Annotated in this window: 16 protein-coding genes; 15 read left to right on the top strand and 1 reads right to left on the bottom strand. The window is 52.5% G+C overall.

Translation table 11 applies throughout. The features are described 5' to 3' along the window. The 8 genes from FRY98_RS02400 to FRY98_RS02365 all read left to right on the top strand — a co-directional run. Window positions 1-802, top strand: an 802-nt coding sequence (locus tag FRY98_RS02400; RefSeq protein WP_170287053.1) for an IS4 family transposase, incomplete at its 5' end; no start/stop codon positions are given. Window positions 803-1,478: 676 nt separating this feature from the next. Then, window positions 1,479-2,066, top strand: a complete 588-nt coding sequence (locus tag FRY98_RS02395) for a TetR/AcrR family transcriptional regulator (RefSeq protein ID WP_148450153.1) — start codon at window positions 1,479-1,481, stop codon at window positions 2,064-2,066. A 75-nt stretch (window positions 2,067-2,141) separates the two neighbouring features. Next, complete coding sequence (locus tag FRY98_RS02390) at window positions 2,142-3,350, top strand: MFS transporter (protein WP_148450152.1); 1,209 nt, start codon at window positions 2,142-2,144, stop codon at window positions 3,348-3,350. A gap of 152 nt (window positions 3,351-3,502) precedes the next feature. Further along, complete coding sequence (locus FRY98_RS02385; RefSeq protein WP_148450151.1) at window positions 3,503-4,189, top strand: FadR/GntR family transcriptional regulator; 687 nt, start codon at window positions 3,503-3,505, stop codon at window positions 4,187-4,189. A gap of 78 nt (window positions 4,190-4,267) precedes the next feature. Then, window positions 4,268-5,047, top strand: a complete 780-nt coding sequence (locus FRY98_RS02380) for an ABC transporter ATP-binding protein (RefSeq protein ID WP_148450150.1) — start codon at window positions 4,268-4,270, stop codon at window positions 5,045-5,047. A gap of 231 nt (window positions 5,048-5,278) precedes the next feature. Next, window positions 5,279-5,581, top strand: a complete 303-nt coding sequence (locus FRY98_RS02375; protein WP_148450149.1) for a hypothetical protein — start codon at window positions 5,279-5,281, stop codon at window positions 5,579-5,581. Next, window positions 5,574-5,864: a hypothetical protein gene (locus FRY98_RS02370; protein ID WP_148450148.1), complete on the top strand. Its 291-nt coding sequence runs from the start codon at window positions 5,574-5,576 to the stop codon at window positions 5,862-5,864. The genes FRY98_RS02375 and FRY98_RS02370 overlap by 8 nt, the downstream gene beginning before the upstream one ends. Window positions 5,865-6,068: 204 nt before the next feature. Beyond that, a complete protein-coding gene (locus FRY98_RS02365) occupies window positions 6,069-7,028 on the top strand; it encodes an IS110 family RNA-guided transposase (RefSeq protein ID WP_148450147.1) in 960 nt (319 codons plus the stop codon). A 23-nt stretch (window positions 7,029-7,051) separates the two neighbouring features. On the opposite strand, the gene FRY98_RS29390 is transcribed toward FRY98_RS02365, so the two are convergent. Then, window positions 7,052-8,607 (bottom strand): IS3 family transposase gene (locus FRY98_RS29390; protein WP_420819690.1). Its coding sequence is split into 2 segments (ribosomal slippage): window positions 7,052-7,977 and window positions 7,977-8,607, totalling 1,557 coding nucleotides; the frame shifts between segments, so codons are not numbered across the junction. 188 nt (window positions 8,608-8,795) lie between these two features. Here FRY98_RS29390 and FRY98_RS28365 point away from each other — a divergent pair. From FRY98_RS28365 to rhaB, 7 genes are all read left to right on the top strand, one after another. Next, the gene (locus FRY98_RS28365; protein ID WP_170287002.1) at window positions 8,796-8,966 is read left to right on the top strand and encodes a hypothetical protein; all 171 of its coding nucleotides are present in this window, start codon (window positions 8,796-8,798) and stop codon (window positions 8,964-8,966) included. An 842-nt stretch (window positions 8,967-9,808) separates the two neighbouring features. Then, the gene (locus FRY98_RS02350) at window positions 9,809-11,878 is read left to right on the top strand and encodes a bifunctional aldolase/short-chain dehydrogenase (RefSeq protein WP_148450144.1); all 2,070 of its coding nucleotides are present in this window, start codon (window positions 9,809-9,811) and stop codon (window positions 11,876-11,878) included. A 98-nt stretch (window positions 11,879-11,976) separates the two neighbouring features. Then, entirely contained in the window at window positions 11,977-12,735 is a 759-nt protein-coding gene (locus FRY98_RS02345) for a DeoR/GlpR family DNA-binding transcription regulator (protein ID WP_148450143.1), read from the top strand. Between the two features lie 54 nt (window positions 12,736-12,789). Next, complete coding sequence (locus FRY98_RS02340; protein ID WP_148450142.1) at window positions 12,790-13,518, top strand: (Fe-S)-binding protein; 729 nt, start codon at window positions 12,790-12,792, stop codon at window positions 13,516-13,518. Further along, window positions 13,515-15,083 (top strand): LutB/LldF family L-lactate oxidation iron-sulfur protein, encoded by a 1,569-nt coding sequence (locus FRY98_RS02335; RefSeq protein WP_148450141.1) that lies wholly within the window; start codon window positions 13,515-13,517, stop codon window positions 15,081-15,083. Before FRY98_RS02340 ends, FRY98_RS02335 begins: the two co-directional genes overlap by 4 nt. Further along, window positions 15,028-15,762, top strand: a complete 735-nt coding sequence (locus FRY98_RS02330) for a LutC/YkgG family protein (RefSeq protein WP_148450140.1) — start codon at window positions 15,028-15,030, stop codon at window positions 15,760-15,762. The genes FRY98_RS02335 and FRY98_RS02330 overlap by 56 nt, the downstream gene beginning before the upstream one ends. Window positions 15,763-15,991: 229 nt before the next feature. Then, window positions 15,992-17,455 (top strand): rhamnulokinase, encoded by a 1,464-nt coding sequence (rhaB, locus tag FRY98_RS02325; protein ID WP_148450139.1) that lies wholly within the window; start codon window positions 15,992-15,994, stop codon window positions 17,453-17,455. The last annotated feature ends 26 nt before the right edge of the window (window positions 17,456-17,481 follow it).

The raw sequence follows: 17,481 nt of genomic DNA, 5'->3' as shown, positions 1-17,481 counted from the left end.
GTACCGTGATCATACTCAAATCAAAATTCACGTTCGAGTCTTGGTTTTGACCAAAAGTGAAGAAAAAGAGGTCATTCCTGAGAAGGCCATCCCTACTACGGGAAATGTGAGTGACTACGAAACCATGAACTTACTGGTTGAAGACGATGGCACAATATACGTTATGGATCGCGGCTATGTCAAGTACAAACAGTTCGATACTTGGCTAGAACAAAAAGTTCAATTCGTAACCCGTATCAACGAAAACCATAGGGTTTGGCAGGTGGAGCAAGAGCTGCCGGTTGATCCCGATTCAAACATCACCCGAGATGCTATCGTTCAATTAGGGAGCGCCTTCCGTAAGACAGAGAATTCTTTACGCCTTGTAGAGTTTTTGGATGAAAAGGGTCGCAAGTATCGTCTGGCAACTTCGTGCTTGGATCTAAGTGCTGAGGAAATCGCGGATATCTATCGGCAGCGCTGGCTGATCGAGCTATTTTTCAAGTGGATGAAGCAGCATTTGCGATTAGTGAAGCTATATAGCTATGATCCTCAAGGGATATGGAACCAGATCTTTATCGCTCTGATCGCCTACGCTATTGCCATGCTCATTCACGTGAGCAGTGGAACCCGAATGAGTTTATGGGAAGTGCTTCAATCCCTTCGTCTTTTATGGGAGAAGCCGAATTTGCTACTTGAAACCGAGCTTCATCGAAGGAGTAAAAGCCAGAGCAACAAAGGGCGTCAAAGGGGTACAAAAATATACAAGGAACCGCCTATTATGAACACGTCAGTTGGAATAATCAAGCCAAGGGGAAAATGAAGCTGAGAGAAGAGGCAAAATAAAACAAAAAGTTAATATCCAAAAAATGGAATAACGCATCTATTTTCTGCCCCCCTTCATTTTTTGACCAAATACTGAATAAACCAAATGGAAAATATTTACACAGTATCTCTGTGAGTCACCGTGTAAGCTTTGATGCAATGCCAGTGCCTTTTTGGCCGCTATTTTTCCCGAAAACGCAAATGGGGTCGAAATAGCAGCCCAAAACGCCGCTATTATAACGGGCGGCAAGTGAGATTGCGGGGTCGGCAGCACCATGTTAGTTTTAATGCAACGCAAGTGCTTAAAAAGCCGCTGCTTCGCAGTGATAAGCCGGATTCGACAAAATGGCGGCGTAAAAGGCTTCTGTCACTATTCACCTGTCTAGCTTTCAAAAGGGAAACGGGCTCCGCCGAATGCGATAAGGTGTTTGGCCTAGAAGTGCAAATCTGCAGGAATTTGAAGTTATCAAGATTGTCTAAAGGTGCGCTAGCTTGCGGGAAGCTATGGAGGCCGACCCGGGACGAGCCTGGCTACTTGATGGCACGTCTAAGAAAAATTGCGAAAACTTTTTTTATCCCGTATAATACTGAAGAAACGTTCAGTATTATTTGTTTTACTGAGCGACGCTTAATGCCGAGGGTCTTCATCAACTGCTTTAGAAAGGGGTGAGCGGGTGAACAAAAAGAAACAGCAGACCGAGCAGACCAAGAAGCGGATTGCCGATGCGGCCAAGGAATTATTCGTTCAAAAAGGCTACAAGGCTACATCCATCGAGGATATCGTGAAAGCCACCGGGTGCAGCGCCGGCAATATCTATTATCATTTCAAAAGCAAGGAAGGCTTGTTTTTGCATTTGATCGAGGAATGGAACAGGGAATGGGAAGAGAATTGGCTGACCAAGGAACCGCTCTATCCGACCACGATCGAAAAACTGTATGGCATGGCCGAGCATTTGGCTAACGATCAATTTAACCATCCGTTGACCAAGGCGATTGATGAATTCTACACGAATGCCGAGAAAGCTTCGGACATTGAGGAACGCATGAACGACATGGTCAAAGGCTACATCGCCTTTAATGAGCAGCTGCTGCAGCGGGGCATCGATAACGGGGAGTTCAGGAGCAGGGATGTCACCGGACTGGCCATCATTCTGGAAAGCTTGATCATCGGTTTGAACCAACATACGCTAAGGATGGACCGCGAGCGAGCGCTGGAGACCTACCGTTTGGCGATGGATGTTTTTTTGCATGGGATTGTTTAGCCGTCAGGCTAATTTTTTTACAAAGATATAGAATAAAAATTCAGTATTCCGTTTTTTTGGAGGAGAGTTAGAGAAATGGCACTATTACTTAAAAGTCGGGGAGCTATACTGATCCTGATGCTCAATTTGTTTCTTGTGTTTACGGGAATCGGTCTTGTCATACCGATTATGCCGAAGTTCATCGAAAGTTTAGGCATTACCGGGGGAATTGTCGGTATGCTGGTGGCGGCCTTTTCGCTCACCCAGTTCTTGTTTTCGCCGGTGGCCGGCCGTTTGGCCGATTTGTTCGGACGGAAAAGACTGATCGTGTTCGGCATGCTCCTGTTTGCCTTCTCGGAAGCGTTGTTCGGCTTCACGAGCTCGACGGTACTGCTGTTTGTGTCCAGAATGCTCGGCGGCATCAGCGCGGCCATGATTATGCCGGCCGTTATGGCTTATGCGGCGGATATCACGACCAATGAGGAGCGGGCCGCGGGGATGGGATTTATCAACGCGTCCATCACGACGGGATTTATTATCGGTCCGGGCCTTGGCGGGTATGTCGCCGAGTTGGGTCTGCGGGTTCCGTTTTATTTTGCGGCGATCGCCGGCGTGCTTGCGGCTTTAATCAACTTGTTGATCCTTCCCGAATCCAAGCCGGTTAAGCGGGAAAGTTCGAAATCACCGGCAGTGGATAAAAAGCCGAGAGGCCTTTTGACACAGCTGCGGTATGCGTATCGGGAGCCTTACTTTTTCAGCTTGATCATCGTATTTGTCATGTCTTTCGGCTTGGCCAACTTTGAGACCGTCTTCGGGTTGTTCGTCGATCACAAGTTCGGATTCGGGCCGCAGGATATCGCGTTTATTATCACGTTCGGCTCCATATCGGGCGCGGTGATTCAAGCCACCGGCTTTAGCTGGATTCTGAAGCGTTTCGGGGAGAAGCGGGTCATTTCCGTTTGCCTTCTTTTTGCGGGCGTGTTTATTCTTCTGACGCTGTTTGTACACAAATTCTGGCTGATCTTTGCGGTCACGTTCATTATCTTTCTCGCGATCGACATCCTGCGTCCGGCCATCAGTACGCAAATGTCCATGGTAGCCGAAGATCAGCAAGGCTATGTCGCCGGCCTCAACTCGGCCTTCACCAGTTTGGGCAATATCGTCGGCCCGATCGTGGCCGGATTTTTGTTCGATTTCGATATCAATTATCCGTATATGCTTGCGTTTGTGGTTCTGCTGCTTTGCTTCTTCCTGTCCATTCGGACGGGGAAACCGGGACGACAGGAAGCGCCGGCATCATCTTGATAAAATGAATAAAAGGCAAAAAGGGGCCGTTCTGAGCAGAGTCATTCGCTTGGAACGGCCCTTGGCGTAGGGTGAAAAGGCGGCAAAGCGCCGGTTTGTTCTTGTCGGCGAAGTCAGGATATGCTAAACTTCTAAAAACAGGAGATGATCAGATGAATGGGAAGCTGTCGTTTAAAGCCTTGAACCAGCCTAAGCTGGTGGACGAGGTCGTCAATCAGTTACAGCATAAAATATCCAGCGGCGAAATTCGTCCCGGAGATAAATTGCCTATAGAGCCTGAACTGATGGAGCTGTTTGGCGTCGGCCGTTCCACGATCCGGGAGGCGATTCGGGTGCTGGTGCACGCCGGTTTGCTGGAGAAGAAACAAGGATACGGCACATATTTGAAGAGCGCTCCCGTAATTCAGGAACCGCTGGTTCATCGTCTGCATCGGGCGGAACTTATGGAAGTGTTCGAGGCGAGGAAGATGCTGGAAGTCGAAATTTCCAGGCTGGCCGCCCTTCGCCGCGAAGATGAGGATCTGCGGAACATGCGCCAACACCTGGACACACGCAGTTTAGCCCTGCAGCAAAACAATCGCGACCTTTACGTGAAGTCGGATATCGAGTTTCATTTGTCCATCGCGATCGCCAGCAAGAACGGCGTCATCATCGATATGTTCCGTACGTTTTCGCACGTATTAAGCGATGCCATGAGTAAACTAAACCAAGAGTACAGTTCGCATGATCCGCAATCCCATAGCCATGAGCAATTATATGAGGCGATCCGCGGCATGAATCCGGATGTTGCCGTATCATGGACCCTGAAAATTTTGGAGGGCACCATGGCGGAGTTATAATCCATCAGTTGCCATTAAACAGCAGATGATATGATGAATGAGTGGTTGTAACTCAGACGATGAGGAGGAGAACAGGGGATGTCAAATATTGTTGAAGTGAAAGATGTTTATTGGAAACGCGAAGAGAAGGTCATTCTGAAGGATGTCAACTGGACGATCTCCAAAGGCGAACATTGGGCTATCCTAGGCCTTAACGGTTCGGGGAAGACTACGTTATTGAATATGATTACGGGATATATCTGGCCGACGGGGGGGCAGATTTCCGTGTTGGGCGAACGTTATGGAACGGTGGATCTGCGGGAAATGCGGCGGCGGATCGGCTGGGTCAGCTCGTCTTTTCAAGAACGGATTCATCCCAATGAACAGACGCAGCATTTGGTCATCAGCGGGCTTCATGCTTCCATCGGCTTGTTCGAGAAACCTACGGACGAACACATTCAAAAAGCCGTCCACCTGATGGAGACGCTGGGCTGCGGACACCTGGTCGACCGCCAATACCAGACCTGTTCTCAAGGGGAAAAGCAGAAGCTGTTGATCGCCCGCGCGCTGATGGCTTCCCCCGAACTGCTGATCCTGGACGAAGCTTGCAACGGGCTGGACCTCCTGTCCCGGGAATCCCTGCTGCAGAGCATCGCTAACTTGATGAAGGAAAAAGATGCGCCGACGCTTCTATATGTCACACACCATGTGGAGGAAATTTTGCCGGAGTTTACCCATTCCTTGCTGCTTCGGAAGGGAACCGTGTTTGCCAGCGGAAGAACGACGGAGGTTCTTACGAGCGAGCGGTTAACGGCTCTATTTGAAACCCCGGTTCAAGTCACCTGGAAAAATGAACGGGCTTGGCTTTCGTTAACCTAATCAACGGGAAAGGGCCGCCTAGAGCAACCATTACATATCGGTTGTTCCTGAGCGGCTCTCTTGTTATTTCAACACGGTTCCGTCTTAGTTGGAGGGGGCGGGCTCTTTTTTCGCTTTGGACAGTTAGCAAGAGCTGGATGAAAGTTAGCAGCGCCGCCCCCAGGATACAGGGCTAAAGCCGCGTACATGGCCGTATGATAAGCCCCGCCGCTCGACTCGAGCACGGCGAAGTTGAGTGTACCGATGAGCACGACGCCCAATACATTGGCCGTTTGCATCATCGTGCTGAGAATGCCGGAGGCGGCGCCGATGTGGTTCGGGCCAACCCGCGACAGGATGGCGGTAAGCAATGGCGCGCCGACGATTCCTTGGCCGATTCCCGCAAGAAAGAGCGAGGGGAAATGCGTCCACTGCGGGTTTTCCACATCTAAACACCATCACCGCCGCACCGGCGGGAAGCAGCCGGGACCCCCATCTCTTAACGCCGCGCGGCGCGAGCATCGATCCGAGAAAAAATCCGACGCCGATGGATAGGAAAGAGAGCGCCGACGTCATCGGTGAGAACGATAGGCCATCCTGCAGAAACAAGGACAGGGTCAAAAACAGCGCGGCATTTCCGTTTTTTGCTGCCCTCCACCAACGATTCCCGGACAAAGGGCAGAGCCATTGCGATCAGACCGATCGGCAGATTGATCGGAAACACCGTTCGCCAACCGAAGCCGAACAAGTCGGCGTGAAGAAGAAGTTAATGGTTTGGTTCGAATTAAAGGGAATTCCTCCCGTTAATCAAACATGGCCTAGCGGCCACCGCCAGTAATGAAAATGGTACGGTCATTCACCTACTTTTCTGTTACATTTAAAGTGTGAGTCATAGGTCGGCCAAATATTGGGGATCTACCCCGTCCGTTAATCGGACCAACTGCAGCCATGAGGATCGCCGAGTGTTGCCTTGAGCACGTGTATAAATTTTCTCCTCAAAAGGTTGCATGATTCACACCCATACTGCAACTGGAGGGATAATATGGACGCCATACGCGAATGTTGTGCTGGACTGGATGTCCACCAGGAAACTGTAGTAGCTTGCCTGCTGAGCGGGCCGCTTCATAAGAAGCCCAAGTCTGTTATTGAAACATTCGGTACCACTACACGAGAGCTCTTGCGGTTACAAGACTGGCTCGTAAAGCACGAATGCACAGAGGTTGCCATGGAAAGCACAGGAGTTTATTGGAAGCCGGTGTGGAACATACTTGAGGGCACCTGTACTTTAACCTTGGCAAATTCGCAACATATCAAAAACGTCCCTGGCAAGAAGACGGATGTAAACGATGCGGAGTGGATTGCGGGATTACACCGTTGTGGGCTCATCGATGGTAGCTTCGTCCCGGATGAATCCATACGAGATTTGCGGGATCTTACTCGCTACCGTCGAAAGCTCATTCAAAACCTTACTCAGGAGAAAAACCGAATCCACAAAATTCTTCAGGATGCAAATATCAAACTAACCACGTTCATCTCGGACCTGTTCGGTGTTTCTGGACGTGCCTTACTGGGATCCATCGTCAACGGGGAAGTCCTTGACGTACATGAGGTACGCAAAATGGTACACACCCGGCTGAAGATGAAGGTCCCGTTGCTGGTTGAAGCACTGAATGGTCGCCTGCGCTTGCATCACCGAAACATGATCAAGCGGCACTTGGAACATATACATTATTTAGAAAAGCAGATTCAGGAACTCGAGGCTGAGATTGAATCGGCAGTAGAGCCTCACATGAGGGAAATACAGTTGCTCGATACGATTCCGGGAATTGACTTCGATGCTGCGGCGAGCATCGTAGCGGAAATAGGTACCGATATGGCGCATTTCCCAAGTGAAGCTCACTTAGCCTCTTGGGCAGGTGTTTGTCCAGCCAACCATGAGAGTGCCGGTAAAAAAAAAGAAAAAAGAACAACCGCGGAAACTGAACCGCTCCCCGTCAAGTAGACAGTACAAAAAATAAAAGTCAATTAAGCGGCCTTGGTCCTGAATTCCATTGGACTAAGGCCGTTTAGTTTTGCTTGTAGTCTTTCGTAATTGTAAAAGTGTATGTAGTCATCAATATCCTTTTTGAGTTCCTCAAAGCTTTGGTAGGTATGCAAATAATACTTTTCACATTTCAAGGTTCCCCAGAAGGATTCCATCGGTCCATTATCAATGCAACGACCCACACGGGACATACTCTGCTTTATTTTAGCTTCGTCCAACAGCTCCTTAAAGCGCAGTGATGTATACTGAAAACCGCGGTCACTATGAAGCAGCGGTGTGCTATCGGGTGCTGACTGCAGGGCTAGATCCAACGTCTGAAATACGAGAGGATTATTATTGGAGCGTCCCAGTACATAGGAGATAATCGATTTATCATGGAGATCGAGGATTGCACTTAAATAAGCCTTCTGACCATTGCCGTATTTAAACTCCGTGACATCCGTTGCCCACTTCTCATTCGGCGCTTCCGCTTGGAATTCACGATTAAGTATATTCTCAGCTACTTGCTGCGGCGTAGAACGCTGGTACTTCCTTTTCTTTCTACGGATGACGGACTGGATTCCTTTAATCTTCATAAGTCGTTGCACTCGCTTAAGGTTAATCGCTTTTTGCATTTGTCGACACATATGTAGTGTTAATTGCCGGTAACCGAAGGTGCCCTCGACCTTCTCGTACAAGGACATCATAACCTCCGTCAGCTCTCTGTTCTCCATCTCGCGCTTCCCAGGAATGTGGTTAAGCCACTTGTAATAGCTTGACCTTGACACCCCGGCAATGCTGCATAAAAGTTGTATACTGAGTGACTCTGCTTGTTGGACAGCTTGAATGGCAAGGTAGATGTTCTCTTGCCGATGCTGGCTCAGGGACGCCTCCTTTCGAGATCTTGTAACTTTTTTAAGAAAGCATTCTCCGCCCGGAGCCGCTCGTTTTCGTACTCGAGCTTCTTCATGGCAAGCTTTTGCTGATCCGTTTCGCTTAGCTCTTCAGGCGACTTTGTACGTCCTCTGCCGTCCTGTAAAGCATCCTGACCACCTACTTCATACTTTCTTACCCATCCGTATACTTGCTGGTAAGAAACCTGGAACTGCTTTGCTGTTTTTGTATAGTCTTGTCCATTTGCAAGGCAGTAGAGGACAATGTCAATTCTCTCCTGCCATGTCGTGGAACGTCCCTTGGTCATAGCCGTTGTTCCTCCTGTATAGGCTTTTAAACTGCTATGACTATTATACTTCTTAATCCAGTTGGCGAGTTGCGTTCGACTCGCAATCCGATATTTATCAATGATTTGATTCTGCGACATCCCCCCATCCAGATAATCCTTAACCGCTTGGTGCTTTATCTCTTCGGAATAACTACGATTATGAGTGCGGATTTCTAATCCCTCGTAACCATATAACCGATAACGATGTTGCCATTTGGCTATTGTGGATTTATTAAAGCCATGCTTCCTGGCGGCTTCCTTCACTCCAATAAGGCCCCTTTCAATCTCTTGAAGGATGGCTAACTTCTCAATAGCACTGGGCTTGTCTGTAGGCATGAAAAAAACTCCCCTCACAGTAACAGGTTTTATTATTTCACCTGTCTACTGTATGGGGAGCATATCAAAACAAGCATATAAAGTCCGTGTTATGCCAAGCGGCATGGGCAGCGATAAAAAAGAAGGATAGCCGGTTTACAGCAGTGTACTCCCGAATTGCAAAGAGGGCAGGCACACAGAAGGCTAACATGGCGATCGCCCATTTGATGATACGAATCATTTATGTAATGCTTCGTGATAAAGTGCCTTATGAAGAATTAGGGCGCGAGTATTTAGTTTCCGACAAAAAAGTAGCAGAGTCCCTTGTGAAGAAGCTACAAAAGCTAGGTTACCACGTCGAACTAACCGAGATTGCTTAAATATTAGTTTTTAAAAAAAGACAAAAATCATTTAAGGGATGCTTTAAAGCCAATTTTAATTTCGCGCTGTGAAGCAACAAATTCATTTTCGTATAAATTTGGTGAATATGCGGCTGCAGAGGCGAATTAGCTGGAAAACAATTCGCCTGAAATTGTGTATATCGGCAATCGGGCCGCGAAATAGATGGAGCTTTTCCAGCTAATTCCGGTCAAAGAGCCAAGAGCGGTACATTAACGGGAGATTTTCCCGTTATTGATGTAGACTCCGACGGTGGGTTTTCAGTGAATAAGTACCTTAAACGGCGCGATTTTGTCGAACTTGACTCATCGCTGTGAGATAGCGGTGTTTTAGCACTGTCGTTGCATTAAACCTGACATGGTGTTGCCGACCCCGCAATCTCACTTGCCGCCCGTTATAATAGCGGCGTTTTAGGCTGCTATTTCGCCCAAATTCGCTTTTTCGGGGAAAATAGCGGCTAAAAAGGGCCTTATTTCTCTGGTGCGAGTCCAAAAATCGGTTTTCAGCCCGCTTTTCCTTAAAATAAGGCCCCAAATGATCGCTATTTCTCATCGAAAGGACGAATTCGACAAAATAGCGCCTCAAAAAGCCTTTATCCACCCGCCCGGCTTCTAAGGGAGGCGGTTACGGTCATTAGCCCCTTCGGGTTAATGCAACGTCAGTGCTGTTTTAGGCCACGAGGCCGCTATTTCGCGGGCGGCTAGGCTCCTCAGCCGTATAGGCCGAATTTATTTTGTTTTTTTGTTTGAATTACATATATTCAAAAATAAACAATTGAATTATAATCATAAACAAACACAAACAAAAAAAGGAGGTTCGAATCATGATACAAAATCTTTGGCAACCCTCCCAAGCCCCAACGGAGAAAAACGGGTTGGCCGAACTCGTTTACCGCTCCAATCTGATCGGGACAGATCGGCGGGTCTGCAACTGGGGCGGCGGCAACACCTCCACGAAAACCCGGATCATTGACTTTAGGGGGCGGGAGGTGGAGGTCATGTACGTCAAAGGCAGCGGCTCCGACCTGGCCACCATGGGCCCCGGCCATTTTACGGGCCTAAGACTGGAGGATATCGCTCCGCTATTCGAGAGAAGCGAAATGTCCGACGAGGAGATGGTGGCCTACCTGGCGCAGTGCATGATCGACAGCAAGCATCCCCGGGCTTCCATCGAGACGCTGCTGCACGCCTTTTTGCCTTTTCCGCATGTTGACCACACGCATCCCGACGCGATTATCAGCATCTGCTGCGCGGACAACGGCCGCGAGATCGCCCAAGAGATATACGGCGACCGATTCGTATGGGTACCTTATATACGCCCCGGGTTCAAGCTGTCGAAAATGATTGCCGAAGGCGTACGGGCCAATCCGAAGGCGGAGCTGGTTCTGATGGAGAAGCACGGTTTGGTGACCTGGGGGGATACCTCCGAAACCTGCTATGCGCAAACGATTAAAGTCATTAATGAAGCCGAAGCCTATATTGAGGCGCGGATCGATCCGAAGACCCTGTTCGGAGGCGAAAAATACGCCCCGCTGGCGGCGGACGACCGTCGCAGCCTAGCTGCTCAAGTGCTGCCGGCTATACGGGGATTCGTTAGCGATGAGCGCAGCATGATTCTTACTTTCGATGACGAAGAAGATGTGCTGCAATTCGTCGGCGCCCGGGATGCCTTGACCCTATCGCAAGTCGGAGCCGCCTGCCCCGATCATCTCGTTCATACCAAGGTGACGCCGCTGTTCATCGACTGGAATCCAAACGCGGAGGATGTGAGCGGGCTCTTAAGCAAGATCGAAGCAGGGGTCGGTCAATACAAAGAACAATACAAAGCCTACTTCGAGCGGAATAAGGCGCCCGGTGATGTCATGTTCGAGCCTGCGCCGCGGGTCATTCTGATTCCCGGCCTGGGCATGATCAACACCGGTAAGAGCTGGGCGAACTCCAAGGTGAGCGGGGCGCTGTACCATCGGGCGATCGCGGTCATGCGGGGAGCCACGGCGCTCGGCCGCTTCGTCTCCTTGAGCGAGAGCGAGTCGTACAACGTGGAGTACTGGCCTCTGGAGCTCTACAAGCTTTCTCTGGCCCCGCCCGAAGCGGAATTTTCCCGGCAGGTCGCCTTTATTACCGGCGGTGCCGGCGGCATCGGCAGCGAGACCGCCCGCCGTTTGGCAGGCGAAGGAGCGCATGTCGTTCTGGCGGATTTGAACCTGGAAGGGGCCCGTAAAGTCGCGGACGAGATCAATGCCAAGTACGGGGAGATGCGCGCGCTGGCCCTCCGCATGGACGTGACCCGCGAAGAGGAGGTTCGGACCGCTTTTCTCGAGGCTTCGCTGAATTACGGAGGCGTCGATATTTTAGTGAACAACGCCGGATTGGCGACTTCAAGCCCGTTTGAGGAAACGTCGCTGAAGGAATGGAACCTCAACCTGAACGTACTCGGCACCGGATATTTTCTCGTGGCCCGGGAGGCTTTCAAAATAATGAAGCGGCAGGCCCTGGGAGGGAGCATGGTGTTCGTCGGTTCGAAAAATTCGGTCTACGCCGGCAAGAACGCCTCCGCTTACAGCTCGGCCAAAGCGCTGGAAGCCCATCTGGCCCGCTGCATCGCGGCGGAAGGCGGGGAGTACGGCATCCGGGTGAACACCGTGCTGCCCGATGCGATCCTGCAAGGCTCGGCGATTTGGAATTCCGGCTGGCGCGAGGAGCGAGCGGCGGCCTACGGCATCGAGCCGGACCAGCTCGAGGAATATTACCGCAAGCGGACGACCTTGCAGGTCAACATTTATCCGCGGGATATCGCGGAAGGGATCACTTTCTTCGCCTCCTCCAGGGCGGGTAAAACGACAGGCTGCATGCTGACGATCGACGGCGGGGTTCCGGCGGCGTTTACCCGCTAAAGCTTTTGATGGGTTCCGGCCGCATACGTTATAATTTATTTCATGATTGGAACAACGCACGTGGTTTCATCAAATCCGTATCGAAAAGAGGATGTCAGATGCTGGTTGCAGAGCGTTACGAAAAAATCGTTCAGCTTGTGAATGAAAGGGGAAGTATCCGGGTCACCGAGTTAAGCGAGCTTTGCTCCGTCACGGAGGAAACGATCCGAAGAGACCTGGATCGGCTGGAGCAGGCGGGACGGCTCAAAAGATCCCACGGCGGAGCGGTTAGCGTAAAGGAAGCCCAGCTCGAGGTCCCCTACTTCGAAAGAGAAGTTACCCGGTCGGAGGAGAAGAAACGCATCGCCGAGGAAGCGGTCAAGCTGGTTCGGCCGCATGACCGGATTTTGCTGGACGCCAGCACTTCCGCCTGGTATATGGCGAAAATCATGCCGGATATCCCGATGACGGTCCTGACCAATTCCATCAAGGTCGTCACGGAACTGAGCACCAAGGAGAAGGTGGAGGTCATCTCCGTCGGCGGCCGGCTGTCCCCCCGTTCGCTGTCGTTTGTCGGGCCGCTCGCCGAAAAGTCGCTGGAATCCTTCCATGTCGACAAGCTGTTTTTCTCCTGCAAAGGGGTGCACCTCGAACGCGGCATCAGCGAATCCGGCGAACTGCAGGCCCGGCTCAAGCAGCAGATGATGGGCATGGCGGATCAAAAAATTCTGCTGGCGGATTCCAGCAAGTTCGGCGTGCAGGCTTTTACGCAGGTGGCGGATTTGTCCAGTGTCGACACGGTGATCAGCGATTCCAGCCTGGCGCCGGATATCGTGGAATCCCTCGGCGCAGTCGGGCTCAACGTCAAGAGGGCCTAAGTCTAAAGAAAGGCGGCCATCGTAAACTTTTACATGGGAAAGAGGGTGAACGGGTTGAAGGTGTCCATGTTTATTACCTGTGTCAGCGATGCGGTATATCCCCGGGTCGGGGAAACGATGATGCGTCTCTTGGCCAGGTACGGGATCCTGCTGGATTTCCCCAAGCTCCAGACCTGCTGCGGGCAGCCGGCCTATAACAGCGGTTACTGGGCGGAAGCGAAAGCCGCCGCGAGGACGATACTTGCCGCTTTTGCGGACAGCGACTTCGTCGTTTCGCCTTCGGGTTCTTGCACGTATATGCTTCATCATTACGAAGAGTTGTTCAAAGACGAGCCTGAGGGGCGGGAACAAGCGCGTCAGCTTCGGCACAAAACGTTCGAATTCACGCAATTTCTGGTTCAGGTGCTGGGCATTACCGATGTAGGCGCCCGGTTTCCCCACAAAATCACGTATCATCCGTCCTGCCACGGCAGCCGGCTGCTGGGCGTGAAGGATGAGCCGATGGAGCTGCTGCGTCACGTGAAGGAGCTGGAGTTCGTTCCGCTCCCTTTTGCTGAGGACTGCTGCGGATTTGGAGGAACCTTTGCCGTAAAGATGCCGGATATTTCCGGCGCGATGGTTGCGGAAAAGGTCGATCATCTCAGGGAAACCGAAGCCGAAGTCTTGGTCGGGCTGGATATGGCCTGCCTGATGAACATCGCCGGTCACTTACGTTACCGGAACGAGCCGGTTCGGGTGATGCACCTCGCGGAACTGCTCTATGAAGGGGTGGTGCTGGCGTGAGCGCAGGGAAAAATTCCAAGCGAACCGTACAGGAGCGGGCAGGCCTCGCCTTGAACGACGATTTTTTGCGGAAGGCGGTCCGCTTTACGACGGAACGGCTTCGCAGCGGCAAGCGGAAAGCGGCCGAGGAACACGGGAACTGGGACGAATGGCGGGAGCGGGGCAGGCAGATCCGGCTGCATACGATCGCCCATCTGGATTACTATCTCGGCCTGTTTGCGGACCAGGCCCGGGTGAACGGTGTGCATGTCCATTTTGCCGATACAGCGGAGGAAGCCGTTTCACTCGCTCTTGAAATCGCTTCCAAACATGCGGCGGCGACAGTCGTAAAATCCAAGTCGATGGTGACGGAGGAGATTCACCTGAATCGGGCTTTGGAGTCGGCGGGCATCGAGGCGGTTGAAACGGATTTGGGCGAATATATTATTCAACGGGCCGGGGAAACGCCGTCCCACATCATTATTCCGGCGATTCACAAAAACCGCTATCAGATCGCGGACCTGCTGTCCGAGGATGCCGGCGAACGGCTTGCTCCCGAAACGGCGATACTGGCGGGGTATGTCCGGAAAAAACTGCGCGAAAAATTTCTGGCCGCCGACATCGGCGTCACGGGCTGCAATTTTGCGATTGCGGAAACCGGCTCGATCGTTCTGTTCGAAAATGAGGGGAATGCCCGCATGGTCACCACCCTGCCGAAGACGCAGATCTCGTTCATGGGCATGGAGCGGATCATCCCCTCATGGAGCGATCTCGAAGTGATGGCGACGCTGCTTCCCCGTTCGGCGACCGGACAGAAATTGACGGTCTACATGTCGGGAATTACGGGGCCGAAGCGTTCCGGAGACGCGGATGGCCCGGAGGAGATGCATGTCATCGTTCTCGACAACGGGAGATCCTTGCAGTTGGGCGATCCCGAATTCCAGGAGCTGCTGAATTGCATCCGGTGCGGAGCGTGCCTGAACGCTTGCCCCGTGTACCGCCATATCGGGGGCCACGCCTACGGCGGTACTTACAGCGGGCCGATCGGGGCCGTGCTCACCCCGGCGTTGAACAAGAACGTCGCGGAGTGGGACGATATCGCGGGCGCTTCCAGCTTGTGCGGGGCATGCTACGAGGCCTGCCCGGTCAAGATCCCGCTGCATGATATGCTCGTCTCGCTGCGGCGGAGAAAGGTCGAGCGGGGATACGGCGATGCGCGCGAGACGATCGGAATGAAAGCGTACGGCTCGCTGATGTCCCGCTCCAAACGCTATCACGGGTTTTTGAGGCTGGGGAGGCTTGGACAGAAGTTGATCGTGCGAAACGGCGGGATCACCCTGAAACTGGGGCCGCTGAAAGGCTGGAACCGCTACAGAGTGGCGCCGGGCCTGGCCGCCGAACCGTTCCGGGAACGTTATCAAACGTTGGAGGCCGAGCTGCGGCAAGGGCTGCAGGAACTGCCGCCGGAAATCGCGGAGCGGATGCGAAAACGGATCGGCAGCCGAGAGAAGAGCGCGGGAGGTGAGGAACATGGCGGAAGATCACCGGGAGTGGCTGGATCATCTGGATCAACGCTCGAGAGCTAAGCAGGAGGAATTTCTGGGCAAGATCGCTTCAAGGCTGCGGCGTCCGCGTTTGACGCAAAAACCGCGGCAGCCGTACCGGGGAGCGCCCGACTTCTGGAACTCTTACGATGGCTCGGAGGACGATAATCTTCAAAGGTTTACGCGGAACTTTGAGGAGGCCGGGGGTTATGTGATTCGGGCGGACAGCTTGCAGGAAGCGGGCCGGTTCATGACGGAAAAGGCGCTGGAGCTGCAGGCCAAGCGAATTCTAAGGCATGACCGGCCGGCATTGGCGGACCTGGGGTTGGAGTCCTCACTGCCGGAGGCAAAAGTGCAAGTATGGAATTGGAACCGGGAGGCGTCCGAGGACTGGAAGGCGCGCGCCGCCGAAGCGGATATCGGCATCATCATGGCGGATTACGCGGTGGCTTACACCGGGTCCATCGCCATACTTTCCGGCCCCGACAAGGGCCGATCGGTCAGCCTTTTGCCGGCGGTCCTTTTTGCCGTCATCCCGATCGCTTCGCTGGTTACCAGACTGGGCGAGGTGCTGACGGCGTTCGACCGGACCGGGCGGGAAGGATTGCCGGCCGGCATTCATTTTATCTCGGGGCCGAGCCGTTCCGCGGATATCGAGAACGATCTCACCATCGGCGTGCATGGTCCGGGTATCGTTTATGCCGTGCTGGTTTCAGGTTGAACCGAACCGTAGGCGGGAAAACGGCGGTCTCCGGGTCGGGAGGCCGCCACACTCCAGTATGTTGTTTTGTTCTTGATTGAATCGTCAAATCGAAACGAAATCAACCTAAAACAAATAATAAACAAAAATAAAAACATATAAACAAACATAATTTCATTGACAATCGGAAATTTAGCGATTAGGATGAAGGAAAATCCTTCACTTTATTTGACCATAAGGGGAAGAACTTATGTTAAATCATATCGCGGTGGATATCGGGGCTTCCAGCGGGAGGCTGGTGCACGGCGCCTTGATTGCCGGACAGATGGTGATCAGGGAGCTATACCGGTTCGACAACCGGTTTCACAGGGTAGAGGGTCATGATTATTGGGATATCGATCATTTGTTGGAAGAGATTTTGGCCGGTCTTGTCTTAGCCAAGCGGGGGGGAATCGGGCGCTGCACGCTCGGCATCGATACCTGGGCCGTGGATTACGTTCTGCTGGACCGGACGGGGAAGCGGATTCACGAAGTATATGCTTACAGGGATTCACGGACAAATGGCGCGCCCGATAATTTCCACCGGGTGATTCCGCGGGAGGCGGTGTACCGCAAAACCGGGATTCAGGAGCTGTCGTTCAACACGTTGTACCAGCTTTTTGTTCATGATCCCGAACAGTTGAAGCGGACCGATGCCATTCTCCTCGTTCCGGATTATTTGTATTTCCGCTTGACGGGGAGACAAATCAACGAGCTGACAAATGCGTCCACCACCCAATTGCTGAATTTGCAGGATGGAGAGTTCGACCCGGAACTGCTAGGCATTCTCGGGCTAGACCGGGCGCAGTTCGCGGAATTGACGGAGCCGGGGATAAAACTAGGGCCCCTTCTCCCCGAATTGAAGGAAGCTTATGATCTCCCGGAGTGCGAACTGGTCGTGGTGCCGACCCATGACACGGCTTCCGCCGTCGTCGGGGTCCCGGCGGCCGGCGATCGGCCGTGGGCGTACCTCAGCAGCGGAACCTGGTCTCTCCTTGGGGCGGAGTTGGCGGAGCCGCTAAATACCGGGTCCGCCATGAGCTGCAATTATACGAATGAACGGGGAGCTTACGGAACTTTTCGGTTTCTGAAAAACATTATGGGGCTGTGGATGATCCAGGAAACCCGCAGGGTTTCGGCGATAGACTGCAGTTTTGCGGAGTTGGCGCAATGGGCGGAAGAGGCTCCTCCCTTCCAAAGCCTGGTTGCCTGCAATCATCCGCGTTTTTTGAACCCGGCCGATATGATCGAAGAAATCCGCAGCTTTTGCCGGGAGACGGGGCAACCGGTTCCCGCGACGCTGGGGGAAGTGGCGCGATGCATCTTTGAAAGCCTGGCGCTTACGTACCGCGACGCGATGGAAGAGCTGGAACGGTTAACGGGACGTACGTTCGAAGTTCTTCATATCGTGGGGGGCGGGTCCCATAATGGTCTGCTCAATCAATTAACCGCGGATTTGTTGGGGAAACCGGTGTGCGCCGGGCCCTCCGAATCCACCGCCATCGGCAACCTCGCCGTGCAAATGATCGCGTGCGGATGTCTCTATGACGTCAGAAGTGCACGGGAAACCATCGACGGATCGTTTCCGATTACCCGATATACGCCGCGACCCGTCGAGAATCGAAAGCAGTTGCTGGAGCGGTGGGAACGAGTGAAAACCAGCCCGGTGTTTTAGCGTCGGTTGGAAGATACTTAAATCTC

Source organism: Paenibacillus faecis, assembly GCF_008084145.1.
In the GTDB taxonomy this organism is placed as follows: domain Bacteria; phylum Bacillota; class Bacilli; order Paenibacillales; family Paenibacillaceae; genus Fontibacillus; species Fontibacillus faecis.
The sequence above is the reverse complement of the archived record's forward strand: the minus strand, read 5'-3'. Positions and strand labels throughout refer to the sequence as shown.